The sequence below is a fragment of the Myxococcales bacterium genome, assembly GCA_016712525.1.
GTDB lineage: Bacteria > Myxococcota_A > Polyangia > Polyangiales > Polyangiaceae > JAAFHV01.
Genome location: JADJQX010000007.1, coordinates 1,906,744 through 1,931,032, shown reverse-complemented (window position 1 = coordinate 1,931,032; position 24,289 = coordinate 1,906,744). Strand labels below are relative to the sequence as shown.

The window sequence follows — 24,289 nt, the reverse complement described above, 5'->3', positions numbered from 1 at the left end:
CTTCAAAAGAATTTGAAACATCAGAAGGGAGAAGGCCGCTCGCGTCGTCTCCCGGAGAGCGCCGAGGCGTCCATGTCGAGCTCGATGCAGCAATCACCCATCGCGGAGGTCGGCCGTCGCGAGGGCCGGGAGTCGGAGCACGCGACCGAGGTGCGGTCGATGTTCGACCGGATCGCGCCCACGTACGACACGTTGAACCGGCTCTTGTCCTTCGGGATCGACCAGCGCTGGAGGCACGCCGCCGTTCGTGAGCTCCGGGGCGCGGCTCCCGGGCCGGTGCTCGACCTCTGCTCGGGCACCATGGACTTCGTGCCGCTCCTCGCGAAGGCCTTCCCGGGCGAGCGCGTGGTCGCCTCGGATTTTTCGGCCGAGATGCTCGAGCGCGGCAAACACAAGGCCCCCTCGGCCGAGCGCGTGGTCGCCGACGCCATGCACCTGCCGTTCGAGGACGCGTCCTTCGGCGCCGTCGTCTGCGGCTTCGGGGTGCGGAACCTCTCGGACCCGGCGCGCGGCGCAAAAGAAGCCTTTCGTGTGCTCCGACCGGGCGGGCGGCTCGTCGTGCTCGAGTTCTTCCGGCCGACGGGCCTCGCGACGCGCGCCTTCCACAAGGCCTACGGCGACGTCGTCCTCCCAGCGCTCGGTGGGCTCGTCTCCGGCGACCGCGCGGCCTACGGGTACCTCTCGAAGAGCATGAAGGCCTTCCACTCGCGCGAGGGCTACGAGGCGCTGCTCGTCGACGCAGGCTTCCGAGGCGTGCGCGGGCGCGATCTCACCCTCGGGGTCGCCTCGATCGTGGTGGGAGACAAACCATGACCGTCCGAAAAATCGTCCTCGGCATCACGGGCGCGAGCGGCGCCCCCTACGCGAAGCGCCTCGCGCAGGTGCTCCGCGAGCGGGTGCGCACGGGCGAGCTCGAGGTGGGCGTTTGCCTCTCGAGCACCGCCTCCGAGGTGTGGTCCCTCGAGTGCGGCGGAGACATCCGGGAGGAGCTCGGGCTCCCCGTGTATGGTGCACGTGATTACCGCGCGCCCTTCGCGAGCGGGAGCGCGGGGTGGCACGCGATGGCCGTCGTGCCCGCGAGCATGGGCACGGTGTCCCGCATCGCCCACGGTACGAGCGACACGCTGCTCACCCGGGCCGCCGACGTGATGCTCAAGGAGCGCCGCACCCTCGTGCTCGTCCCCCGAGAGACCCCTCTCTCGACCCTCCACCTCGAGAACCTCACCACCGTCTCGCGCCACGGCGCCCTCGTGCTCCCCGCCATGCCCTCCTTCTACGGAAAGACCACGACCCTCGAGCAAGCCATCGACACGGTCGTCGGCCGTGTGCTCGATCACCTCGGAATTACTCATGATTTGCTTCATCGGTGGGGCGCGCCGAAGGAGGTGGTCTCGTGAGCCCGCTCGTCCAGAAGGCCCTCGCCGCCGCCGGTCTCTCGGAGATCGCGCGCGCGCGCCTCGCCGGGGAGCCTTTGCCCAAGGGCTCGCGTGAGCGCCTCGAGAAGGCCGACCTCCTCGCGCTGGGAGCGCTCGCCGACGCCGTCCGCGCGCGTGTGGCGGGCGATCTCGTGCGTATCTCGATCCGTGACGGCAAGGCGCCGTACGAGGTGGCGTGGATCGCGCGCGGCGACACGTCGAGCGAGGGCGCCGGCTTGGGCCTCCTCCGCAAGGTGGCCGTGGAGCGCGTGCTCTCGCCGGACGGCGTGCGCGTGGGCGTGAGCTACACGGAGATCGGGATCGAGCTCGCGCAGGTCGCGCTCGGGTTCGGCGCGAGCGAGCTCCGCGGGGTGCTCGCCAACAAGCGCGGTCTCCCCATCGCCGACGACGCCACGAAGAAGGTGAAGGGACAGGGGCAGGTGAGCGCGCAGCTCCTTCAACGCAAGGAGCTGTCCGAGGTGCTCGCCTACGTCGGGCGCCGCGCCGTGTTCGCGGAGGGTGACACCCCCGCCGAGATTTCCGGAGGAGAGACCCATGCTTGAGCGCATTCGTGAGAAGGTCCGTGCAAAAGAACGGCTGACGGAGGCCGAGGGGCTCGAGCTCTTCACCTGCCCCGACATCTTGGGGATCGCGGCGCTCGCGAACGAGGTCCGCGAGGCGCGGCACGGCGACGCGACCTACTTCAACAAGAACCTCCGCGTCGAGGTCACGAACGTGTGCATGGCCTCGTGCCTGTTCTGCTCGTTCGCGAAGCTCGAGGCGCACATGCCGGGCGCGCACACGATGACGCTCGAGGAGGCGTGGAGCAAGCTCGAGGCCCGCATGGACGACCCTCCGAGCGAGGTGCACGTCGTGAACGGCCTCCACCCGGGGCTCCCGTTCTCGTACTACGAGGACCTCTTGAAGGGATTTCGGCGCATCAAGCCCGACATCCACCTGAAGTGCTTCACCGGCGTCGAGATCCAGTTCTTCGCCGTGCATTACGGGATGACCGTGCAGGAGGTGCTCGAGCGGCTGCGCGCGGCCGGGCTCGACAGCCTCCCGGGCGGCGGCGCGGAGATCTTCCACCCCGAGGTGCGCTCGCGCATCAGCGCCGACAAGGCCACCGCGGACGAGTGGCTCGAGGTCCACCGCGTGGCCCACCGCATGGGCATGCGCTCCAACGCGACCATGCTCTACGGTCACATCGAGACGTTCGAGCACCGCGTCGATCACCTCGCGCGGCTCCGCGCCCTGCAAGACGAGACGGGCGGCTTTCAGGCCTTCATCCCGCTCGCCTTTCACCCCGACGGCAACGGCATGAAGAACCTCCCGGCGCCCACGGCCATGGACGACCTCCGCACGGTGGCCGTCTCGCGGCTCTTCCTCGACAACTTCGACCACGTGAAGGCCTACTGGGTCAGCATGACCCCCAAGATCGCGCAGGTCGCGCTCTCGTTCGGGGCCGACGACATCGACGGGACGATCGTCCACGAGACCATCTACAAGGCCGCCGGCTCCCGCTCTCCCGACGGGCTCTCCGAGGCCGATCTCGTGCGCCTCATCCGCGAGGCAGGCCGACGACCCATCGAGCGCGACACGCTCTACAGGATCGTTCGTGAGCACGAAAAGAGCGCCCTCCCCGAGGCGGCGCTCAAGGTGCGTGAGCGCAAGGCCGGGCGTCACCTGACGGTGGTCGCATGAAGAAGCTCGGCGCCGTCGAGTACTTGAACGCGCGCCCCCTGTGGGACGCGTTCGCCCCCGGAAATCCGCGGGAGGGGGCCTTCGAGCTCTCCCTCTCGCTCCCGTCGGAGGTGGCGCGAAAGCTCGCCGAGGACGAGGTCGCGGCCGCCCTCATGCCCGTCGCCGCGGCGGCCTCGTTCGGCGGGCTCGAGCTGTCGTCGAGCGCGTGCATCGGCACGTTCGGCCCGGTGCGCAGCGTGCTCCTCGTGTCGGAGGCCCCGCTGTCCGAGGTCGGCGAGGTCGCGCTCGACCTCTCGTCGCGCACGAGCGTCGTCCTGGCTCGCCTCCTCCTCAAGAAGCGCAAAGTGTCTCCGCGGTTCTTCGGCGCGTCGTCGGCCGAGGCCATCGCGAAGGTCGGCGGGAAGACGGCGGCCGTCGTGATTGGCGATCCGGCGCTCGCGCTCGAGGGCAGGTTCCCGCACGTGCTCGACCTCGGCGAGGCCTGGCGCGAGGACACGGGGCTCCCCTTCGTCTTCGCCGGGTGGTTCTCGCGCCCGGGCGCGCTCACGTCCGACGACGTGGCCGAGCTCGAGGCGGCGAGGGCCTGGGGCCTGTCCGAGCGCCGCCGGCTCGCCGCGCAACACGCCGAAAAGACAGGGCTATCCGAGGGTGCGTTGGTGTCGTACCTCGAAGAGAGCCTGCGCTACGACCTCGACGACCAGGCCGTGCGAGGGCTCGAGCGTTTCCTCGACGAGGCCGCGAGCGAGGGGCTCCTCCCGCGCACGCGGTTCTCGATCGTGAACCCGACCGAGACGCGCCGCGTGGCCCGCCCGTCGCTCGACACCGTGCTCGCGCGCGCCGAGGCCGGAGAGCGCCTCTCCGGCGAAGAGGGCCTCCGCTTGCTCGAAGAGGCCTCGCTCTTCGATCTCGGTCTCCTCGCGCGCGGCGCGCGCATGCGCAAGAACCCGGCCGAGGTCGTCACGTACATCGTCGACCGCAACGTGAACTACACGAACGTGTGCACGACGAGCTGCCGATTCTGTGCATTCTACAGGAAGCCCGGGCACCCCGAGGCGTACGTGCTCACCCGGGAGCAGCTCGGCCAGAAGCTCCAAGAAGTGAAAGACAAGGGTGGCGTCCAGATCCTCCTCCAGGGAGGCCTGAACCCCGACCTCCGCATCGGGTGGTACGAGGACCTCTTCCGCTGGATGAAGTCCGAGTACGGCCTCGGCCTCCACGCGCTCTCGCCCGAGGAGATCCTCCACATCGCGCAGCTCGAGGGCCTCACGGTGCAGCGGGTGCTCGAGCGCCTGCACGCGGCGGGCCTCGACTCGGTGCCGGGCGGCGGGGCCGAGATCCTGGTCGACAGGGTGCGTCGGCGTATCGCCAAGACGAAGTGCACGAGCGAGGAGTGGCTCTCCGTCATGCGCACCGCGCACGCCATGGGCCTCCGCTCGAGCGCCACGATGATGTACGGCACCATCGACACGGCGCGCGAGCGCATCTTGCACCTCCTCAAGATCCGCGATCTCCAGGACGAGACCGGGGGATTTACGGCCTTCTTCTGCTGGGACTACCAGTTCGAAGAGGGCACCCACATCCTCCCGGGCGAGCACGGCACGCTCCTCTACTTGCGTCAGCAGGCGGTGGCGCGGCTCATGCTCGACAACGTCGACCACGTCGGCGCCTCGTGGGTCACCCAAGGGCCCGAGGTCGGCCAGGTGGCGCTCCTCTTCGGGGCCGACGATTTCGGCAGCGTCATGTTCGAGGAGAACGTCGTGTCGAGCGCGGGGACCACGTTCCGCATGGACGCGACCGGCATGGAGGCCCGCATCCGCGCCGCCGGCTACAAGGCCACGCGGCGCAACGTCCGCTACGACTGGCTCACGGACCCGTCATGAACGCGCGCGTCGTCCACGCGAGCGGTCTCGTCGTGGGCGACGGGCCGTCGCTCCGTGACGGGGCCGTCGTGCTCGACGACGCGGGCACGGTGGTCGACGTGGGACGTGCGTCGGACGTGCTCCCGAGGAGCACCGGCGCCGAGATCACGAAGCTCGAGGGCGTCGTGTTCCCGGGCCTCGTGAACGCTCACACGCACCTCGAGCTCTCGGCGCTCGCAGGCTCGGTGCCCGAGGGGCTCGGCTTCGCCGGCTGGGCCACGGCCATGCTCTCGGCGCGCCGCGCGACCCCCGAGGACGCCATGCTCCGGGCGACACGCGAGGCCGTGGAGACGCTCGTGCGCCTCGCGACGGTCGCGGTCGGAGAGGTCACGAACGGCCTCTCGTCCGCGGGCCCGCTCGTCGCGGCGGGCCTCTCGGGCGCGGTTTTTCACGAGGTCTTCGGGGCCGTGCGCGACGTGGCGCTCGCGAAGGTCGAGGCCCTCGAAGGCGCAGCGCGCGCAGCGGGGCTCCTCGACGGAGGCTCGCTCGTCTGGTCGCCGTCCGCCCACACGTTGCACACGACCCACCCCGACGCCGTGCGGCGGCTCGTCGCGCTCGCGAGGGCTCGTGGGGCGCGCACCTCCCTCCACCTCGCCGAGCACGCGGCCGAGCGTCAGGTGCTCACCGAGGGCCGCGGCCCGATGCTCGACTTCTTCCGCGGGCTCGGCGTGCCCGAGGGGGCGTTCGCGTGGCCGGGGCTCGGGCCCGTGGCGTACGCTCGGTCCCTCCTAGGGCTCCGGCCCGACGTCCTCCTCGTGCACCTCACCGACGCGACCCCCGAGGAGCTCGATCGCGTCGCCGACGACGGCGCCAAGGTCGCCCTCTGCCCGCGCTCGAACCTGTTCATCGAGGGGCGTCTGCCGGATGTGAAGTGTATGATATCACGTGGTATTTTGCCTGCGCTCGGGACCGATTCGCTCGCGTCGAGCCCCTCGCTCGACGTGCTCGAGGAGGCCGCCGCGCTCGCCGAGGCCTTCGCCCTCCCGGCCGACCTCGTGGTCGCGATGGCGACCCACCATGGGGCGCTCGCCTTGGGGCTCCCGGCTCACGGGAGGCTCGCGCGGGGGGCGCGCCCGGGCGTCTTCGGCGTCATGACGGAGGTCCGTGGGAGCGCGTCCGAGGCGCTCCTCCACGCGCGCACGCTGCCGCGCAAGCGGCTCGATTCTCGCAACGAAGGTCGGGGTGAACGATGAGTCAGGGTGTGTTGTCGAAGCTCCGCGCGTACGCCGATCTCGTGGCGTTCTCCCACACGGTCTTCGCGTTGCCGTTCGCCGCGACGGCCACCGTGCTCGCGCACCGAGAGCCGCACGTGCCGCTGACGCCGGCGCGCGTGGGGGCGATGCTCGTGTGCATGGTCGCGGCGCGGACGAGCGCCATGGCCTTCAACCGCTACGTCGACCGGGACGTCGACGAGAAGAACCCGCGCACGAAGGAGCGGCCGATCCAAGCCGGTCGCGTGGCCGCCCGTGAGGCGCTCGCGCTCACCGTGGCCTCGGGCCTCGTCTTCTTGCTGTCCGCGGCGACACTCGGCGTGTGGCCGGCCGTGCTCTCCGTGCCCGTGCTGCTCGTGCTGCTCGGGTACTCCCTCGCGAAGCGGTTCACGTGGGCGGCGCACGCGTGGCTCGGGCTCGCCCTCTCGCTCGCCCCGGGCGGGGCGTGGATCGCCATGGGCGCGAAGCCCGGCCTCGGCATCGTCCTCGTGATGCTGGGCGTGGTCACGTGGCTCTTCGGTTTCGACGTCCTCTATTCGCTGCAGGACGAGAAGTTCGACCGCGAGAACGGCCTCCACTCCGTGCCGGCGCGCTTCGGCACGCAGGGGGCGCTCCGCATGTCGGCGGCGTCGCACGTGGTGACGGTGCTCGCGCTCGCGTCGGCCGGGGTCGTCCTCCATAGGGGGCCGGCGTATTTCGTGGGCACGCTCGTGTTCGCGGGCATCCTCGTCGTCGAGCATCGCCTCGTCCGCGGCGGGAGCCTCGAGAAGATCGACAAAGCGTTCTTCGACTGCAACGCCCTCGTGAGCCTCGGCTTCTTCGTGGCGACGCTCGTCGACGCGTGGCTCCTCTCGCGCGGCGGATCGTAACGTCCTTGCCGGCGGCGAAGGCCGCCCCACACTCCCTCGAAGACTTGCGATAGAAAGATCCCGTGGGCGACGAGGTACGGCACATCAAGGTGAGCGCGTCCGAGAAGCGCGGCGAGCGGGCGCTCGGCTTCGTGGCCGTGGGCGTGCTCACCGTGCTCATCGTGGCCCTCTGGGTGGTCAAGGCACGCAAGCACGACCCTCGGGACACTCAGCTCCTCACGCCTCCCGCGCCCACGGCCAGCGCAGGGCCCCTCGCCGACGTCTCGGTCACGTCGACGGCCGCGCTCTCGCCGGCCCGGATCGCGGAGATCTCTGCGGCGCTCGCCCCGGGGGCCGAGAAGGCTTGCGTGTGCATGGCCGGGGTGTACGGGACCATCTACGTGGAGGTCGTCTTCACGGCCGACGGAAACGTGAAAGATGCACGCTTTTCGCCGCGGAACACGCTCCCGGTCGAGTCGCTCTTCGCGGGCTCGTGTGTGCTCCCGAGCTTTCGTGACGCGTCGGTCGCGAAGGGCTCGGGCGAGCTCCACGTCGATTTCGCCGTGAAGAACACGCCTGGGAAGCGGCCATGAGGGGACCCGTCGTGGCGCTCACCGTCGCGGCCATGGCCTTCGGGGTGGCGTGCCGGGAGAAGAAGCCGCCCCCCGTCGACAGCGGCGCGAAGGACGTTTCGGCTCCCGAGCCGAGCGCGCCCCCCACGGCCTCCGCATCGTCGGCGCCGGACGCCGCCGTCCCCCGTGACGCCTCCATCGGCGATGCGCACGTCACTGCCGCGCCCACCCTCGGAGACGCGGGGCCCTCCGCCTGCAAGCTCGTCTACGGGCCTCAAGAGCAACCTTTTCGCGGCACGGCGTTCCTCGCGGCCTCGGGCAACCGGCTCGAAGTGGTCGCGAACGACTCCGGGCGCACCCGTGGCTTCGGGGTCCCCGTCCCGCCGACCCTCGCGCCGGTCGCGCCGACGCGTGTCCTCTCGTTCGAGCCCATGAGCTACCCGCCGTGCGAGCCCGCGGGTCGCTTCGTGTACTGCCCGGGCCGCGGGGGAGTCATTCGGCGCATCGACGGCATGCGCGAGCGCGAGGTCGGGAAGGGGCGCCCGGCCACGCGCATCGCCGCCGCGCCCATCGGAGGGGACGGGCACTCCGTCGTCGCCTACCTCGCCGAGCGCTCGACGACCGAGGGCACGATGCTGCAGGCGTTCGTCATCCTCGACGAGGGCGAGCCCGTGCGCCTCTCGGACGACGGCAGCGGCGCGACGCAGCTCGCGCTCGTACCCGCGGGCGACAAGGTCGTGGCCCTCTACCTCGACGCCCGCACGGCCATGACGCCGATGCACGCACGTGAGCTAACTCTCGGAAAAGACGGAAAAATCGAGCTCGGGAACGACGCCGTTCTCACCGTCGGCGGCCCGGCGGAGCGGGGCGTGACGCTCGCGTCGGGAAGGCTCAGGGGCGCGACGTTCGCGCTCGTCCCGATGCCCCAGGACGTGAGCTCGTTCGGCATGACGACGCTGCTCGTCCCGTCGCCACCCAAGGACGACGTGCCCGTGAAGGTCTCGGCCTACCCGAACGGGCTCGACCCTGCGCCGCTCGCCGCGACACGCTCCGAGACGCTCGATCGCATGTATGTTGCACGCGTCGTCCCCGAGTCCTCCGAGCGTGACGCCCCGCGGGCCCTCGAGCTCGGGCACCTCGTGGCCGACGGCTCCTTCACGTCGCACGGCCTCGTCGCCCGGGGCGCGCGCATCACGGACGTCGCCATCGCGGTCGACGCGGCGAAGGCGGTCTGGATCCTCTACGGCGACGCGGCCCACACCTGGCTCACCCGGTTCGCCTGCCCCTGATGCGGCGTTTTCGGCTTCTCACCGGCCGAAAGGCGAGTAAAAGCCCAAGGCCATGAGCCGAGGCCTCGAAGAGACGCGCGCCTACTACGACGAGTTCTCCAAGCGCTACGAGGACAAGCGGCGCCCGAACGACGCCGACGGCTACCACGCCCTGATCGACGACCTCGAGATCCAGATCTGCGAGCGCTACGGTCAGGGGAAGGACGTGCTCGAGGTCGGCTGCGGCACGGGCCTCATCCTCGAGCGCATCCGCCGCTTCGCGAAGAGCGCCAAGGGGATCGACCTGTCGCCGGGCATGCTGGCGCTCGCGAAGGAGCGTGGCCTCGACGTGTGCGAGGGCTCGGCCACCAAGCTGCCGTTCGCCGACGAGTCGTTCGATCTCACGTGCTCGTTCAAGGTGCTCGCTCACGTGCCGGACATCGGCAAGGCCCTCGCCGAGATGGCCCGTGTCACGCGCAAGGGAGGCATCGTCCTCGCCGAGCTCTATAACCCCCTCTCGTTCCGTGCGCTCGCGAAGGTGCTCGGCCCGGCCGGCAAGATCAGCGACACCACGCGCGAGAGCGCGGTCTACACCCGGTTCGACGCGCCCTGGAACATCGGCAAGATCTTGCCGCCTGGCACCCGCCTCGAGACGGCGCGCGGCGTGCGCATCGTCACTCCGGCCGCCGCGTTCATGCGCGTGCCGCTCTTGAAAGACGTGCTCCGCCGGGCCGAGCTCGCCCTCTGCGACGGCCCCGCCTCCGTGTTCGGCGGGTTCTACGTCGCGGTCATCCGAAAGGGCTGACCTTCGGGGCGCCTTCGCCTTCGTTCGGGCCGCGCCGGGCCGGCCCGATACCCGCGATAGTGTTCTTCCGGGGCCGTGCGTATACTTCGCGGGGTATGGTCACCTGGCCCAAGGTCGTGAAGGGTTCCGCGCTTTTCGGCGCGTTCGGTCTCGCAACGGTGCTCGCCCTTCGCCTCCACGGCGGAGGCTTGTGGCACGGGCTCGCCCCTGCCAGCGCCGCGAGCACGAGCCACACCGCGCAGAACTACGACCTCACCCAGCTCAAGGTGGTGAACGAGGTCCTGAAGACGGTGCGCGACCGCTACGTCGACCCGAAGCGCGCGAAGCCGAAGGACATGCTCCTCTCGGCGCTGAACTACGTACAGCGCGACGTCGCCCAGGTCATCGTGCTCTACGAGGACGGCGCACCCACCGTGAAAGTGCGCGTAGACACTCAGGAAAAGGAGTTCCGGGTCGACAACGTCCAGGGCCCGTGGGACGTGTCCTCCCACCTCCGGGACGTGTTCGCGTTCGTGCAGGACGGGCTCCGCGGCACCGAGGTCGACCTCCGTGAGGTCGAGTACGCGGCGTGCAACGGCATGCTCCACACGCTCGATCCCCACTCGGTGCTGCTCTCGCCCGAGGCGTACAAGGAGATGAACCTGTCGACGAGCGGCCAGTTCGGCGGCCTCGGCATCGTCATCTCGATCCGCGACCAACAGCTCACCGTCATGAACCCGATGCCGGGCACGCCCGCCGGCCGAGCGGGCATCAAGCGGCACGACCGCATCGTGAAGATCGGCAACGAGTCGACCCTCAACATGGGCCTGAACGAGGCCGTGCAACACCTCCGCGGCGCGCCCGGCTCGAAGGTCTCCGTGTGGGTGCATCGAGACGGGCCCGACGGGTGGGCCGGCGCGCGCGAGTACGTGCTCACTCGCGAGACGATCAAGGTCGCCAGCGTCGAGTCCCACGCGCTCGACGGCGGCATCGGCTACGTGCGCCTCAAGCAGTTCCAGGCGAACACCTCGGCCGACCTCGACAAGGCCCTCGCCGAGCTCCGAAAGGGCGGCGAGCTCAAGGGCCTCGTGCTCGATCTGCGCGGAAATCCAGGCGGATTGCTCGACCAAGCCGCGCGCGTCGTCGACAAGTTCATCGCGCAGGGCCCGATCGTCGCGACGGTCGGAAACTCCGCCGAGGACCGCGAGGAGAAGGTCGCCCACCCCGACGGCACCGAGCCGAACTACCCGATCGCCATCTTGGTGAGCGGCTCTTCGGCGAGCGCGAGCGAGATCGTCGCCGGCGCCATGAAGAACCACGATCGCGCGGTCATCGTCGGCGAGACGACCTTCGGCAAGGGCAGCGTCCAGCTCGTCTTCCCCGATCTGCCCGACAAGGCCGCGCTCAAGCTCACGATCGCGCAGTACCTCACCGAGCCGGGCGACATCTCCATCCAGGGCACGGGTATCACCCCCGACATCGAGCTCGACCCGATGACCGCGGACCTGCTCGAGATGGACCTCACGGTCGACTCGGGAGGCACGAAGGAGCGTGACCTCGCGCGGAGCCTCTCGAGCTCGCGCACGCGGGAGGGGCAGAAGCCCTCGGAGGTGCTCCGGTACAACTTGCCGCAGAAGGAGCGGCAGGACCTCCGCGATCGCGGCGGCGACCCGGACGACGCGTTCGCCGTCGATTTTCCCATCCGCTTCGCGCGGGACGTCGTGGCGCACATGCCCACGGGCAAGCGCCCCGAGCAGGTGAGGGCCGTGAAGGGGTTCGTCGCCGAGGCGCGCGCCGCCGAGATCGCCCGCGTGGCGCAAGATCTCCAAGCGCTCGGGATCGACTGGTCCGACGCCCCCGCCACGGTGCCTCAAGGTGCGCCCCCCGAGAAGGGCGCCCTCGAGGTGAAGCTCGAGACCGACAGGCCCGGGAACGAAGGGGTCGCCGGCGAGCCCCTCCACGTGAAGCTCACCGTCACGAACAAGGGCAAGGAGCCGCTCTATCGCCTCGGCGCGATGACGAAGAGCGACAACCCCATGTTCGACAACAAAGAGCTCGTCATCGGGAAGCTCGAGCCGGGAAAGAGCCGGACGGTCACGGCGCCGCTCGGGTGGTGCGAGATCGAGGGGCGCAAGATCGGCAGCACGGCGCCTCTCCCGAAGGACGCTCCGCGGTCGTGCCGCATCCCGAGGGACGCGCTCGCGCGCAACGACGGTATCACCGTGAAGTTCGACGAAGCCCGCGGTCGGGCCCCGGCGCCGGCCGAGCTCCGCGTGGGGATCAAGGCCCTCGACCGCCCCGTGTTCGCGTACTCGTACCAGGTCGTCGACAACAAAAAAGGTAATGGTGACGGCAGGTTGCAAAAGGGTGAGGAGGTGACGATGTACGTCACGGTCACCAACGTCGGCCGTGGTCGTGCGTACGACGCTCAGGCGAACCTCCGGAACCTGAGCGGCGACGGCGTGCTCCTCCGCGAGGGCCGCTACGACCTCTCGAACCTGAAGCCGGGCGAGACCAAGAAGATGGCGTTCTCGTTCGAGGTGCGCCAAGAGCTCGCCGACCCCGAGGCGAAGGTCGAGCTGTCCGTGTCCGACCGCGATCTCCGCGAGACGACGGTCGAGAAGATCCGCATCCCCGTCGGCCCTGCGCTCACGGTCGCTGCGGCGCAGGGGTCGCTCAAGGCGAAGGCCCAAGGGGTGGCGCTGCTCGAGGCGCCCGACGCGGCCGCGCGTGTCGTGGGGAAGCTGCCCGCAGGGGCCGTCGCGCAGGTCACCGGCTCGTACGGTGACTACCGGCGCGTCGCGCTCGGCGAGGGGCGCTACGCCTTCGTACGCGCGAGCGAAGCCGACGATGGCGGCGTCGCGCCGAAGGAGCTCGCCTTCGAGGACGTGCTCACGCGGTTTCCGCCCTCCATCGAGGTCGGGGCCCAGGTCCACGTGACGCGCGACGCGCGCATCTCGCTCAAGGCCACGGCGACCGACGCGGACCGACTGCTCGACGCCTACGTCTTGGTCGGCCAGAAGAAGGTCTTCTACCGCTCGAATCGCAACGGCCCGGATCCGAAGAAGCTCGTGTTCGACGCGGACGTGCCGCTCCGGCCGGGCGTGAACTTCGTCACGATCGTGGCCCGCGAGAGCCCCGATTCGGTCGGCCGAAAGACGTTCGTCGTCCGTCGCGACGGCCCGAACGGGGAGCTCCTCCCGACGCCCAAGACCGAAGAGGACGGCGCCGGCGGCGACGACGACTGACGCTCCGTGTGACGCACGCGCGCGTCCCACCCCGGTCGGGGCCGTGGGCGCGCGCGGCTTTACTTTTGGGTCTCGGGCCATCACCATGCCGCGCGTGCAGCTCCCGTCGAACGAATCGAGCCTCCCGAAGGTCGTCCGAATCCACGTCAACATCGACCACGTCGCCACCCTCCGGAACGCACGAGGGACGACGTACCCGGATCCCGTTCTCGCGGCACGGCACTGCCTCGACGCCGGAGCCCACGGCATCACCGCGCACCTCCGCGAGGACCGACGCCACATCCGCGACGAGGACGTCGAGCGCCTCCGGAGCGAGCTCCGCACGACGCTGAACCTCGAGATGGCCGCGACCGACGAGATGCTCGCGATCGCGCTGCGCATTCGGCCCGACGTCGTGACCCTCGTCCCGGAGCGGCGCGAAGAGCGCACCACGGAAGGTGGCCTCGACGTCGTAGGACAAAAAGAGCGCCTCCGGGCCATGTGCGCGACCCTCGACGATGCCTCCATCAAGACGAGCCTCTTCGTCGCGCCGGACCTCGCGCAGATCGACGCCTCCGCCGCGCTCGGCGTGGCCCAGGTCGAGCTTCATACGGGCGACTACGCGCACGCCGTCACGGCCGAGGAGCGCGCCCGAACCCTCGGCGCCTTGGAGGGCGCGGCCAGGGCCGCCGCCGCGGCTCGCCTCGAGGTGGCCGCCGGCCATGGGCTCACGGTCGCGAACGTCGTCGAGCTCATGCGTATTTCGGCGATCGAGGAGCTCAACGTCGGCCACGCCGTCGTCGCCGACGCGATCTTTTCGGGTATGGGAGCCGCGGTGGCCGCGCTGCGTGGGGCCGTCGAGCGTGGGGTACGAGCCCGCGCTTGAGGGGGCGCGTGTGACACCTCCGCGACCGTCGCGTGGCGATCGTGCGACATGGCCGAGCGCGCGCTCCCATGGCGCCGACGCTTGGTAAGGTGCGCTTCATGATCGTCGGCCTCGGCATCGACCTCTGCTCGATCGAACGCATGAAGCGCGCTTTGGAGCGCCACGGAGACCGGTTCTTTTCACGTATTTGCTGCCCCGAGGAGCGGGCGGAGCTCGAAGGTCGCGACCGCGCGTTCGCGCTGGCCGGGCGGTTCGCTGCGAAGGAAGCGTTCGCCAAGGCGCTCGGCGGGGCGACGGGCGTGTCGTGGCACGACTGCCGCGTTCGCCGCGCCAAGTCGGGGCGCCCCGGGCTCGAGCTCGTGGGCACGGCGCTCGACGCCGCCCGCGCGGCGGGGGCCGAGAAGTGGCACGTGAGCCTCTCGCACGACGGCGGTGTCGCGGTCGCGGTGGTCGTGCTCGAGAGCGCGTCGGCGGCAGGCTGACCGCGTCCGCGGCGTTGCGCTCGGACGAAGGGTTTGAGACGATCGGTCGGTGGAGCCCGTCTACACCCCCGAGGCGATGCGAGCGTTCGACGAGTACGCGACCGCCCGGGGAACGCCGTCGATCGTGCTCATGGAGAACGCGGGGCGAGGGGCCACCGAGGTGCTCGTTCGCGAGCTGCTCGCCGGACAACCTTCGGGCAAGCGTGTCGTGCTCGTCGCCGGTCGTGGAAACAACGGGGGGGACGCGTTCGTCGTCGCGCGCCGCCTGCTCGTGCTCGGCGCCATTCCCGAGGTTTTTTGCCGTATCCCCATCTCGGGGCTCCGCGGGGACGCGCTCACCAACGCCGAGGCCTTCGCGGGGCTCGGCGGAGCTCTGACGACGCTCGACGCCGAGGGGCTCCCGCGGCTCTCGCAGGCCGTGGCGAGCGCGTCCGCCGTGGTCGATGGTCTCTTCGGCACGGGCCTCTCGCGCGACGTCGAAGGGGTCGATCGGGATGTCATCGAGTGCCTCCTCGTCGCACGGGACAAGCTGCTCGCGCTCGATCTCCCCTCGGGCCTCTGCGCGCGGACGGGGCGCACATGGGGCGTGTGTGTGCGTGCACGTCATACGGTGACGTTCGTCGCCGAGAAGCTCGGCCTGGTCACCGCCGAGGGGCGCGACGCGGCCGGACGGGTGCATGTGGTCGACATCGGTGTACCGACCGACCCGAAGGGGCTCCCCCGCGAGGCCCGGCCGTGCGCGATGCGCGTGGTTCCGTCCGACGTGGCGCTCCCGGCTCGGAGGCACGCGACCCACAAGTTCCGGGAGGGGCACGTGGCGGTGGTCGCGGGGAGCCCCGGAAAGACGGGGGCGGCGCTGCTCGCGGCTCATGGTGCGGCGCGGGCAGGGGCCGGCGCAGTGACCGTCGCCTCGTTCGCCGACACCGTCCCCTCCCTCGACGCGCGTGTGCTCGAAGCGATGACGTTCGTGGTCGAGCCCGTGGAGTCGCGCGTCGCGGAGCTCCTGCGTGGCAAGTCCGCCGTGGTGCTTGGCCCGGGCCTCGGTCGTGACGCTCGTGCGCGGGCCGTGGTCGAGCGTGTGCTCGCGCTCGCCGAGGTGCCGGTCGTCCTCGACGCGGATGGTCTCGCGCCGTTCGAGGGGAGGCTCGATGGCCTCCGCGCGCGTCGGGCCCCTACGTTCCTCCTGCCTCACGAAGGCGAGCTCGGTCGCCTGCTCGGGATCTCCTCCGAGGCCGTCGTCGCCGACAGGTTCACGAGGGTGCGCGAAGCGGCGCTGGCTTCGGGGGCGATCGTGGCGCTGAAAGGGGCGTGCACCTTCATCGCGGGCGCGGGCGCGGATCGGGCGTCGGTGGAGGTCTCGCTCGTCGACGCCGGGCACGCAGCGCTCGCCACGGCGGGGTCGGGCGACGTGCTCGCGGGGATCGTCGCGGCGTTCGCGTGCGTGCTTGCGCCGCGGCGCGCCGTCGAGGCCGGGGCGCTGGTGCACGGTCTCGCGGGGGCCGAGTGGGCGAAGGCGAACGGCGATCGCGGTCTCCTCGCCCACGAAATCGGCGATCGGGTGCCCGAGATCGTGCGGGGGCTCGTTCGCTGAGGGTCCCCCTGGTCGGCCGCCTTTCCACGCGATATCCTAGGAGGCTTGAACGAGGAGCGCCCGAGGGTCCCATGAACAAGCCGAGCACCGACAAGCGTATCGGAGCGAGCGTCGGGCGCTACACCATCCACGGCGTCATCGGGACGGGCGGCATGGCCAACGTGTACGCCGCGACCGACGACACGGGTGGCTGGTGCGCCGTCAAGATCCTGCATCGGGCCCTCGCGACGGACGAAGTGGCCGTGGCCCGCTTCTTCGAAGAGGCGTACCTCGTGAACCGGGTCAAACACCCCGGCGTGTGCCGCATCGTCGACGACGGCGTCACCGCGGACCGCTGCCCGTTCTTGGTGATGGACCTCCTGAACGGCGAGACGCTCGAGTCGCGCATCGAGGGGGACGTGAAGCTCCCCGTGGTCGAGGTGCTCGACATCGGCATCGACGTGGCCGACACGCTCACCGCGGTCCACGAAGCCGGCATCATTCATCGGGACCTCAAGCCGGCGAACCTCTTTCTGACCTTCTCGGGGGACGTCAAGCTGCTCGATTTCGGCGTCGGCAAGGGCAAAGCGCTGGCCGGAAAGACGGTCGAGGGCATGCTGCTCGGCACGCCGTCCTACATGTCCCCCGAGCAAGCGGTCGGCTCAGGGACCGACAAGGTGGACGCGCGCTCCGACGTCTACTCGCTCGGCGCCGTCCTCTTTCGGCTGATCTCCGGCGAGACCGTGCACGTCGCCGACGACTCGTACCGGCGCTGGTTCGCCGCCGCGACCGAGCACGCGCGCTCCCTCGTCGAGGCGGCTCCGTCGACCCATCCTTCCGTGGTGGCCGTCGTCGACATGGCGCTCATGTTCGAGAAAGAAGAGCGGTGGCCGTCGGCTTCTGCGCTCCTCTCGGCCCTCCGGGACGCCAAACGCGCCGTGGTCGCGAGCTCGGCGGCCCCGGGCGTGGCCCCGATGGGCTCGTTCATCTCGATGCTCAACGACCTGAAGGACCCCGACTGACCGAGGGCGGGCGAGGGCGTGTGGGCGCCCACACGCGTGTGTCCGACGGGACGCGTCTGTCGGTCGAAGATCCTAAAAAGGTCAATAATTACATGGCATTCGGGCTTGGTACGCGGCGTGGATAGAGCTTCTCTCGAAGGAGCGTCCCACCATGTCTCGAGCCGCCTCGTCGTCCGTGCCTGTCGTCGCCCACACCCGTGAGGAGCTCCGTGAGGCTCTCCATCGGCTCGTGCCCGAGCTTCGCGGGCGTGCCCTGCGCTTGGCCAAGTCGAGCTCGGTGGCCGACGATCTCGTGCAGGACGCGCTCGTTCGGGCGCTCACGTTCGAGTCGCAGTACCGCCTCGGGACGAACCTGCGTGCCTGGGCGTACCAAATCCTCTTCAGCGTGTTCGTCACGCGCTACCGCCGCCTTCGACGGGAGAAGAACGCGCTCAAGGTGCTCGCCTCCGACCTCGACGCGTGGACCCACAACGACGCATTCGCCGCGAGCGCGACGGCCGTGAGCCTCACGCGGCGCACGTCGGAGCGGCTCTCCTCGCTCCCGGCGACGTTTCGTCAGGTGATCGAGACGGTGGACCTCGGTGACTCGACCTACCGCGAGGCGGCTGTCGAGCTCGGGCTCCCGCTCGGCACGGTGATGAGCCGGCTCCACCGGGGCAGGCGTATGCTGGCCGACGCGATGACGGAGCCCCAGGTCGCGGCGTGAGCTACGACCGCGGAGCCCAGGGCACGTCGGCGACGCCGAGGCGGACGTTCTCGGCCCGCGCGAGCGAAAAGAGCAGGTCGGAGAGGCGGTTCAGGTAGACCACGAGCTCGGCCCGCACGTCCCCGGAGCCGAGCACCTCGCGCTCGGCCCTTCGGCACACGGTGCGCGCGAGGTGGAGGGCGGCGGCCTGGCTCGAGCCGCCCGGGAGCACGAACGCCGTGAGCGCGGGCAAGGTGCCTTCGGACACGTCGATCGCGGCCTCGAGCCGCGCCGCGTCCGACGCGTCGAGCAAGCGCATCTTCATCTTGTCTTCTTTGCCTGGCACGCAGGCGAGCTCGGCTCCGAGCACGAAGAGATCGCTCTGCACGGACGCGAGGAGGGTATCGGTAGCCTCGGCGAGCGTCGTCGTGCGGGCGACACCAAGGCACGCGTTGAGCTCGTCGACGGTGCCGTATGCGTTGACACGGGCCGACGCCTTCGGGATACGGCCGCCGCCGAAGAGCCCCGTCGTGCCGTCGTCGCCGGTCTTCGTGTAGAGCTTCACGCCTTGAACATCTCCGAGACCTCGGCCAAGAGGTCGGCCTCGGTGATCTTCTTGGCGGCGGCGAGCTCTTTCATCAGGAGGCTCTTCGCTTGGTCGAGCAGGCGACGTTCCCCGAAGCTCAGATCCTTGTCGAACTTGAGCCGGAACATGTCGCGGAGCACCTTGGCGACCTCGTGAGGCGAGCCGCTCTTCATCATCTCGGTGTAGGCGCGGAAACGCCGGCTCCAAGGCTGAAGATCCACGGCTACCTCTTTGGCGCGCAGCGTGTCGAGCACGGCGTTCGCGTCCTTCTCGCTCATGACGGCGCGAAGACCGCTCGAGGTGGCGCTCGCCTTCGGCACCATCACGCGCATGCCCTTGTCGAGGATGCGCAGGATGTAGAAATCGCCGGAGACTCCGCCGACCTCGCGGTGCTCGATCGAGGAGACCTCACCGAGCCCGTGCAGCGGGTGGACGGCCTTGTCGCCGACGGAGAGGTTCAGCGGCTCGGTCGAACGAGGGAACGGCTGGATGTTGACGATGGGCTGGTAGCCCTTCGCGGGAGGCATGGGCGGCCGAACCGGCGGCGGAGACGGCGCCGGCGGGGGCTGCGACGCGATGCGCGGCAAGGGGGGCGGGGGGCGCGTCCGGTAGGTGCCGAGGTCGGGCTCGGTGTACTTCGGCGGCGGCGGCGCGGGCTTCGCGGCCTTGCTGACGTCCCTGGAGGAGGCGGCGGCTTTGCTGACGTCCCTGGAGGAGGCGGCGGCCTTGCTGACGTCCCTGGAGGAGGCGGCGGCCTTGCTGACGTCCCTGGAGGAGGCGGCGGCCTTGGCGACGTCCTTGGAGGAGGCGGCAGCGAGGCTCACGTCTCTCGACGAGGGTTTCGCCTTCGACTCGCGGGACGGCGGGACGACCTTCGGCGCCTCTTTGACCGCGGGCTTGGCCGCGTCTTTCGTGGGCTTCTTCGCCTCGGGTTTCTTCGCCGGCGCTGCCTTCGTGGCCTTCTTCGTGGCCTCGGCCTTCTCGGGCGCGCGCGCCGGCTTCTTCGCCGCGGCCTTGGTGGCGTCGGACGGCTTCTTGGAGCTCGCCTTCGCCTTCGCAGGTTTGGCGGGGCGGGCGGAGGGGGCTGCTTTTTTCGTCTGGGCCATCAGGGTTGAGAGGCCGGGGGCTACCACACCATGCAACCCGGAGTCAAGGGGGATGGGTAGATTGCATGTATTGTAAAATCGCGAAATGATTCGGTTTTTGTGGAAAACGTAGCGCCGCCCTCGGTCATCGCAGGCTGCCGACGATTTCGTCGATTTCGGCGTCGAGCACGGCGTGGAGCCCCTTCGCCGCGCGGTCGGTGTCGAACGTGGCGACGACCGAGAGGCCGCCCGGGACCGGGTCGACACGCGGCGCTTCGAGGGGCTCGTGGAGGCCGAGCATCCGGCCGAAGGGATTCTTGGCGAGGAGGACGTCGAGCGTGGCGCCGAGCCTGCGCGCCGCGTCTTCTTGGGCGTGCCCGTACTCGCCCAGCACGACCGCCGTGACGACGAGCCCCCCCTTCGCCGCGGGGTGGCGGGTCGTCCTCGCCCCGACCGCGACGCCCGTGGCCGCTCGGAGTAGGCCCCCGAGCGCGGCGGACCACTCTCCTTCGAAGGGTCCCGACGCGAAGAATCGCGCGACCGACCCCTCACCCAAGAGGCCCACGGCGCGCGCGAGCGGCTCGGCGCGGAGGGCTGGCTTCGCCTTTTTTAGCTTTCCCTCGGCATAGGCGGCCGCGACCCGGAGCGGACCGAAGCGCCCTTCTTCGAGCGCGAACGCCTCGCGCCCGAAGGTGCACATCTGAACGCGCTCCTTCGCTCCGTCGCCGAAGAGCCGGACCACGGGCGGAGAGGCCACGTCGATGGCGCGGCCGTCGATGCGCGTCGCTCTCCGCGTGAACGCTCGCTCGAGCGCCGCAGGATCGATCGTGCCGCGCCCGAGGGTGAGCGTCGCGTCGGGGTAGCGCGCGATCACGAGCTCCGCGAGCGACCGGGGATCGACGCCGCCGTTCTCCGCCGCGAACCTCCGGAAACGTTCGTCGGAGACGACCCTATGGACGCCAGCGAGCAGCGTGTCGTCGGCGAACGCCACCTTCGGCGAGAGCTCCAGCATCCACACGAGCGACGGGGCCTTCACGAGGTCGGCGAGCGGCTCGAGGTGGAGCGGCATGGGGGCAGCCGACGGCGCGGCGGGCTTGGGGGGTAGCCCGCCGCACGCCGCGAGGAGCGGCAGCGCGAGGAGGGCTCTTCGCGGAAGGCGGCCCTCGTCGCGGGGAGGGCTCACGCGACGGTGACCCACGCGAACCGCCGGTTCTTCGAGCCCACGCGGAGGAGGTAACGTTTGCCCTTCTCGAGCTGGAGCTGCCCGTCGGTGACGCGCGCCTTGTCGAGCTCGACGCCGCCTTGCTCGACGAGGCGCTTGCCTTCGCCGCTCGACTTCACGAGCCCCGCGAGCGCGAGCGCCTTCGCGATCCAGAGCGTCGCGCCTTCGACCGCGAAGGTGTGCTCTTGCACGTCGTCCGGCACGGCGTCCGCCGAGTAGATCTTCTTGAACTCGGCCTCGGCCTTCGTGGCCGCGTCCGCGTCGAAGAGCCTCGTGATGGCCTCGCGCGCGAAGAGCGCCTTGACCTCTTGGGGGCTCGTCGTGCCGGCCTTGCGGGCCTCGCGGAGCTCGGCGATCTCCGCGTTCGTTCGCGCCGACAGGAGCTCGAAGTAACGGAAGATCACGTCGTCGTCGATCTGCATCACCTTGCGGAAGAACGTGAGCGGCTCTTCTTGGAGGCCGATGTAGTTCCCCGCGCTCTTCGACATCTTCTTCCCGACCACGCGCCCGCCTTCGACCTTCGCGTCGGTTCCCTCGAGGAGGGGCGTCGTCATGACGATCTGCGCGCGCTTGCCGTAGCGAGGCATGATGTCTCGGCCCACGAGCAGGTTGAAGAGCTGGTCGGTGCCGCCGATCTCGACGTCGCACTCGAGGGCGACCGAGTCGTACCCTTGGAGCAGCGGGTAGAGAAACTCGTGCTGATAGATGGGGCGCTCTTCGGCGAACCGCTTGGCGAAGTCGTTTCGCTCGAGCATGCGCGACACCGTGGTCTTCGCCATGAGCTCGACGAGGTCGGTCGCGCGGAGGGCGTCGAGCCACTCGGAGTTGCGGCGCACGACCGTCTTCTGCCGGTCGAGGATTCGGAATGCCTGCTCCGTGTACGTCTCGGCGGCGAGGTCGACCTCGGCCCGGGTGAGGCGTGGGCGCAGATCGTTCTGGCCCGTCGGATCGCCGACCATCGCCGTGAAGTCGCCCACCAGCAGCACGACCTCGTGGCCGAGCTGCTGGAACTGACGCATCTTTTCCATGACCACCGCGTGCCCGAGGTGGAGGTCGGGGCGTGTCGGGTCGAAACCTACCTTGACACGCAGCGGGCGGCCCGAGCTTCGGGACTCTTCGAGGCGCTCTTCCAGCTCTTTGGCGACGTGCAGATCGACGATGCCCCGCGTGAGGAGGGCGAGCTGTTCGGCGACGGGGGCGAAACTCGGCATGACGCGACTCTATAGCTCACGCCGGGCGGCGGCGGGGAGCACCCACACGCGCCGTGGCCCGGAAAACGACGCCGCCACGCGCACGGAGAGGCCGACGACCCACGGTCGCCAGCCTCTTTCCTCACCAAGGCGGTCGCGGCAGCCGCTCGCGCTCAGTCGTCGTCGCCGTCGTCGCCGCCGGTGATGGCGAGGTGGCGGCTGCCGTTGACGATCTCTTTGAGATCCTTGCCGACCTTGAAGAACGGGAGGCGCTTCGGGGGGACCGGGACGGGCTCGCCGGTGCGCGGGTTCCGGCCCGAGTAGGCCTTGTACGGGCGCACGGTGAAGCTCCCGAATCCTCGGATCTCGATCCCTTCGCCCTTCTGCAGCGCTTCGGTCATCGAGTCGAACACGCAGTTGACGACGAGCTCGGCCCGCGCCTTGGTCAGGTCGCTTCGCGTCGCGAGTGCGTCGATCAGCTCACTCTTGGTCATCTCGAGGTCCCTCCGAATGCCAAGCTAAGCCTAGGCGACCTTCGTTCGTCAAGGGCTCGATGTTCCTAGGCTTTCGATGGGGCAGGGGGCGACCGTCAGCCGGTCGAGCTCGAGCGGGCCCCCCGACGTGCGAAGGGTGAGCCTCGTCTCGCCGCGCCGGACGCTCACGCGGAGCGGGGGGAGGTCCTCGAGCTCGCCCTTGCCGCGGACGTCGGCCACGGCGCCCGCGATCGCGACGCTCCCCTTCGTCTCGGCCGCGGCCCGCACCCTCGCGACCACGTCGATGCACGCGTCCTTGGGCCAAGGAACGGCGATGTCGGCCGTCGCTTCGGCGGTCGTCGGCACGAGCGAGAGCACACGCCCACCCGAGGTGTCGGGCGTCGAGTGGATCGGGATCGCGTAGCCGCCGGACTGAGCGAGGGGAGGCCAGTCGGCCTCGGCCTCGAAACGGAGCGCTGGGCCCGGCTCGGCGGGGGCCCAGGGCGCGACGAGGGGCAGCTCGGGACCTTGCCGGTAGCGGTAGGTCGGCGGTCGCCCGAGGCCGTCGAAGAGGAGCCAGTCGTGATCGTCTCCGCGGAGCCTCGCGATGCGGACGTCGGCCGAAGGCTCGTGACCGAGAGAGAAGCCGTGGTCCGTGTCGACGAACACGAGGCCGAGGTCGACGTGGGCCTCCGCCAGCGCGTCGGGAAGGAAGAACGGCGCGCCACCCTCGCGATCGCGGAGGGCGCGATGATCGTGGCTCACGTGGAACGCGACGCCGAGGGCCGCCGACACGAAGAGGAGCGCGAGCCCCCGCGCCGTCGCATCGATCTCGGACGCTCGCGGCGCCGCCGAGGCCAAGGCCAGCACGACGAGCGTGTGCTCGAGCGGGAGGACGTCGGCGAAGAAGCGCGCCCCACCGCCCGGGTAGTTCCCATCGAAATAGAAGGGCGCGTACGCGAGGATTTGAAGCGCTATCGCGAGCCCGAGGGCGCGCACGCTCCGCGAGGTGCGATGCCGCGCGATGCCGACGAGGACGAGGACGACGCCGACCTCGAGGTTCGTCGCGTCGGTGAGGTGCATCTTCAAGCGGCGCCCCGTCGTCCCGAGCGCCGCGACGAGATCGTAGCCGCGTGGGAGCGCGTGCCGCACGAAGTCGCCGTGCTCGAAGAGGCACCCGACGTCCCGACCGAAGCCGTACCGAAAGCACCCTGGCGGCCCGTCGCTCACGGCGTAGTAGACGAGCTGAGGTGAGCCGAGCGCGCTGCCCGTGAGGGAGCGCTGCCACGCCGCGAGGAGCACGAGCCCGGGGAGCGCGCCCACGGGGATCCACACGAGCGCTCGAGCGCGTCGATCGAAAAGGAGAGAGGCGACCGTCGCCGCGAACGGCAGGGCCGACACCGGGCGTGTCGCGGCGAGACCTCCGAGGCAGAGCCCGACGACGAGCGCATCGAGGCGGGTCGGCTCCTTTCGTGCGCGGATCGCCGAGCCCAGTCCAACGGCCACGTAGAGCGCGCACACACCGTGCGACATCGTATCTGCCGTGTGGTAGCGGAGCACCGCGCAGACGACCGAGAGGAGCCCCGCCGCCCGCGCGACGAGCTCGGCGTGCGCGCCTTCGAGCCCTGCGTCATCCGCGACGAGCCGCACGAGCCTGACCGTCGCGAGGGCCAAGAGCGCCGCGAGGACCGGGCCGAGCGCGAGGGGAGCGCCGAGCCGTACGGCGACGGCGAGCAGCGCGGGGTACCCCGGTGGGAAGAGCCCCGCGATGCGGTTCTGCTCCGCGTCGTAGAGCAGGAATCGACCGCGTGTGCTGGCGCTCGGGAAGCCCGCGTCGGCCCAGAACGAGCCTTGGGCGAAGCTCCGCGCTTCGAAAAAGTAGGTCGTCGCGTCGACGATCCGGGGACCGCCCCGGAGGATGAACGCCACGTACGCGAGGGACCCGAGCGCGGCCGACGTCGCGAGGAGCCACCCGAACGCACGCGGCTCCCGCCCCACGAGCGCCGCCGTCGCACGCACACGCGCAGGGCCAAGGGCGACGAAGGGCAGGACACCTATCCCCAGCGCGAGGCCCAACGCACCCATTCCGTCCGCGGGGATGCCCCACCGCCCGATGACGTCGACGAGCGCGACCGTCACT

At 70.2% G+C, this 24,289-nt stretch carries 22 protein-coding genes; 16 read left to right on the top strand and 6 right to left on the bottom strand.

What is annotated here, in order from left to right; translation table 11 throughout:
* Positions 1-84 precede the first annotated feature (84 nt).
* From IPK71_25225 to IPK71_25150, 16 genes are all read left to right on the top strand, one after another.
* Positions 85-813, top strand: a complete 729-nt coding sequence (locus IPK71_25225; GenBank protein ID MBK8217040.1) for a ubiquinone/menaquinone biosynthesis methyltransferase — start codon at positions 85-87, stop codon at positions 811-813.
* A complete protein-coding gene (locus tag IPK71_25220; GenBank protein ID MBK8217039.1) occupies positions 810-1,397 on the top strand; it encodes a UbiX family flavin prenyltransferase in 588 nt (195 codons plus the stop codon). The genes IPK71_25225 and IPK71_25220 overlap by 4 nt, the downstream gene beginning before the upstream one ends.
* Positions 1,394-1,978, top strand: a complete 585-nt coding sequence (locus IPK71_25215) for a hypothetical protein (protein ID MBK8217038.1) — start codon at positions 1,394-1,396, stop codon at positions 1,976-1,978. The genes IPK71_25220 and IPK71_25215 overlap by 4 nt, the downstream gene beginning before the upstream one ends.
* Positions 1,971-3,119: an aminofutalosine synthase MqnE gene (gene mqnE / locus IPK71_25210; GenBank protein ID MBK8217037.1), complete on the top strand. Its 1,149-nt coding sequence runs from the start codon at positions 1,971-1,973 to the stop codon at positions 3,117-3,119. Before IPK71_25215 ends, mqnE begins: the two co-directional genes overlap by 8 nt.
* The gene (mqnC, locus tag IPK71_25205) at positions 3,116-4,999 is read left to right on the top strand and encodes a dehypoxanthine futalosine cyclase (GenBank protein MBK8217036.1); all 1,884 of its coding nucleotides are present in this window, start codon (positions 3,116-3,118) and stop codon (positions 4,997-4,999) included. The genes mqnE and mqnC overlap by 4 nt, the downstream gene beginning before the upstream one ends.
* Positions 4,996-6,231 (top strand): amidohydrolase family protein, encoded by a 1,236-nt coding sequence (locus tag IPK71_25200; GenBank protein MBK8217035.1) that lies wholly within the window; start codon positions 4,996-4,998, stop codon positions 6,229-6,231. The genes mqnC and IPK71_25200 overlap by 4 nt, the downstream gene beginning before the upstream one ends.
* Positions 6,228-7,118 (top strand): UbiA family prenyltransferase, encoded by an 891-nt coding sequence (locus tag IPK71_25195; protein MBK8217034.1) that lies wholly within the window; start codon positions 6,228-6,230, stop codon positions 7,116-7,118. The genes IPK71_25200 and IPK71_25195 overlap by 4 nt, the downstream gene beginning before the upstream one ends.
* Before the next feature lie 62 nt (positions 7,119-7,180).
* The gene (locus IPK71_25190) at positions 7,181-7,690 is read left to right on the top strand and encodes a hypothetical protein (GenBank protein MBK8217033.1); all 510 of its coding nucleotides are present in this window, start codon (positions 7,181-7,183) and stop codon (positions 7,688-7,690) included.
* Positions 7,687-8,958 (top strand): hypothetical protein, encoded by a 1,272-nt coding sequence (locus tag IPK71_25185; GenBank protein ID MBK8217032.1) that lies wholly within the window; start codon positions 7,687-7,689, stop codon positions 8,956-8,958. The genes IPK71_25190 and IPK71_25185 overlap by 4 nt, the downstream gene beginning before the upstream one ends.
* A gap of 52 nt (positions 8,959-9,010) precedes the next feature.
* Entirely contained in the window at positions 9,011-9,742 is a 732-nt protein-coding gene (locus IPK71_25180) for a class I SAM-dependent methyltransferase (protein MBK8217031.1), read from the top strand.
* Between the two features lie 95 nt (positions 9,743-9,837).
* Positions 9,838-12,969, top strand: coding sequence for a PDZ domain-containing protein (locus tag IPK71_25175; protein ID MBK8217030.1), 3,132 nt, complete (start codon positions 9,838-9,840; stop codon positions 12,967-12,969).
* An 85-nt stretch (positions 12,970-13,054) separates the two neighbouring features.
* Positions 13,055-13,834, top strand: coding sequence for a pyridoxine 5'-phosphate synthase (locus tag IPK71_25170; GenBank protein ID MBK8217029.1), 780 nt, complete (start codon positions 13,055-13,057; stop codon positions 13,832-13,834).
* Between the two features lie 98 nt (positions 13,835-13,932).
* Complete coding sequence (locus IPK71_25165; protein ID MBK8217028.1) at positions 13,933-14,316, top strand: holo-ACP synthase; 384 nt, start codon at positions 13,933-13,935, stop codon at positions 14,314-14,316.
* 49 nt (positions 14,317-14,365) lie between these two features.
* A complete protein-coding gene (locus IPK71_25160) occupies positions 14,366-15,907 on the top strand; it encodes an NAD(P)H-hydrate dehydratase (protein MBK8217027.1) in 1,542 nt (513 codons plus the stop codon).
* Between the two features lie 71 nt (positions 15,908-15,978).
* Positions 15,979-16,908, top strand: a complete 930-nt coding sequence (locus IPK71_25155; protein MBK8217026.1) for a serine/threonine protein kinase — start codon at positions 15,979-15,981, stop codon at positions 16,906-16,908.
* A gap of 151 nt (positions 16,909-17,059) precedes the next feature.
* On the top strand, positions 17,060-17,614 hold the full coding sequence (locus IPK71_25150; protein MBK8217025.1) for an RNA polymerase sigma factor: 555 nt from the start codon (positions 17,060-17,062) through the stop codon (positions 17,612-17,614).
* Position 17,615: 1 nt separating this feature from the next.
* Here IPK71_25150 and IPK71_25145 read toward each other — a convergent pair whose 3' ends face one another.
* The 6 genes from IPK71_25145 to IPK71_25120 all read right to left on the bottom strand — a co-directional run bounded on the left by IPK71_25145 (position 17,616) and on the right by IPK71_25120 (position 24,288).
* Positions 17,616-18,158, bottom strand: coding sequence for a cob(I)yrinic acid a,c-diamide adenosyltransferase (locus tag IPK71_25145; protein MBK8217024.1), 543 nt, complete (start codon positions 18,156-18,158; stop codon positions 17,616-17,618).
* Complete coding sequence (locus IPK71_25140) at positions 18,155-18,706, bottom strand: CarD family transcriptional regulator (protein MBK8217023.1); 552 nt, start codon at positions 18,704-18,706, stop codon at positions 18,155-18,157. The genes IPK71_25145 and IPK71_25140 overlap by 4 nt, the downstream gene beginning before the upstream one ends.
* Before the next feature lie 703 nt (positions 18,707-19,409).
* Positions 19,410-20,462 carry a hypothetical protein gene (locus IPK71_25135; GenBank protein ID MBK8217022.1) on the bottom strand — a complete coding sequence of 351 codons (1,053 nt, stop codon included), beginning with the start codon at positions 20,460-20,462 and terminating at the stop codon, positions 19,410-19,412.
* On the bottom strand, positions 20,444-21,697 hold the full coding sequence (locus tag IPK71_25130; protein MBK8217021.1) for a tyrosine--tRNA ligase: 1,254 nt from the start codon (positions 21,695-21,697) through the stop codon (positions 20,444-20,446). The genes IPK71_25135 and IPK71_25130 overlap by 19 nt, the downstream gene beginning before the upstream one ends.
* Positions 21,698-21,849: 152 nt before the next feature.
* Positions 21,850-22,170, bottom strand: coding sequence for an integration host factor subunit beta (locus tag IPK71_25125; protein MBK8217020.1), 321 nt, complete (start codon positions 22,168-22,170; stop codon positions 21,850-21,852).
* Between the two features lie 48 nt (positions 22,171-22,218).
* Positions 22,219-24,288 (bottom strand): hypothetical protein, encoded by a 2,070-nt coding sequence (locus IPK71_25120; protein ID MBK8217019.1) that lies wholly within the window; start codon positions 24,286-24,288, stop codon positions 22,219-22,221.
* Position 24,289: the final 1 nt, after the last annotated feature.

Coding starts and splice junctions, on each gene's coding strand:
- IPK71_25225 (MBK8217040.1), top strand. CDS start 85: ATGCAGCAATCACCCATCGCGGAGGTCGGCCGTCGCGAGGGCCGGGAG.
- IPK71_25220 (MBK8217039.1), top strand. CDS start 810: ATGACCGTCCGAAAAATCGTCCTCGGCATCACGGGCGCGAGCGGCGCC.
- mqnE (MBK8217037.1), top strand. CDS start 1,971: ATGCTTGAGCGCATTCGTGAGAAGGTCCGTGCAAAAGAACGGCTGACG.
- mqnC (MBK8217036.1), top strand. CDS start 3,116: ATGAAGAAGCTCGGCGCCGTCGAGTACTTGAACGCGCGCCCCCTGTGG.
- IPK71_25200 (MBK8217035.1), top strand. CDS start 4,996: ATGAACGCGCGCGTCGTCCACGCGAGCGGTCTCGTCGTGGGCGACGGG.
- IPK71_25195 (MBK8217034.1), top strand. CDS start 6,228: ATGAGTCAGGGTGTGTTGTCGAAGCTCCGCGCGTACGCCGATCTCGTG.
- IPK71_25185 (MBK8217032.1), top strand. CDS start 7,687: ATGAGGGGACCCGTCGTGGCGCTCACCGTCGCGGCCATGGCCTTCGGG.
- IPK71_25180 (MBK8217031.1), top strand. CDS start 9,011: ATGAGCCGAGGCCTCGAAGAGACGCGCGCCTACTACGACGAGTTCTCC.
- IPK71_25175 (MBK8217030.1), top strand. CDS start 9,838: ATGGTCACCTGGCCCAAGGTCGTGAAGGGTTCCGCGCTTTTCGGCGCG.
- IPK71_25170 (MBK8217029.1), top strand. CDS start 13,055: ATGCCGCGCGTGCAGCTCCCGTCGAACGAATCGAGCCTCCCGAAGGTC.
- IPK71_25165 (MBK8217028.1), top strand. CDS start 13,933: ATGATCGTCGGCCTCGGCATCGACCTCTGCTCGATCGAACGCATGAAG.
- IPK71_25155 (MBK8217026.1), top strand. CDS start 15,979: ATGAACAAGCCGAGCACCGACAAGCGTATCGGAGCGAGCGTCGGGCGC.
- IPK71_25150 (MBK8217025.1), top strand. CDS start 17,060: ATGTCTCGAGCCGCCTCGTCGTCCGTGCCTGTCGTCGCCCACACCCGT.
- IPK71_25140 (MBK8217023.1), bottom strand. CDS start 18,706: ATGCCTCCCGCGAAGGGCTACCAGCCCATCGTCAACATCCAGCCGTTC.
- IPK71_25130 (MBK8217021.1), bottom strand. CDS start 21,697: ATGCCGAGTTTCGCCCCCGTCGCCGAACAGCTCGCCCTCCTCACGCGG.
- IPK71_25125 (MBK8217020.1), bottom strand. CDS start 22,170: ATGACCAAGAGTGAGCTGATCGACGCACTCGCGACGCGAAGCGACCTG.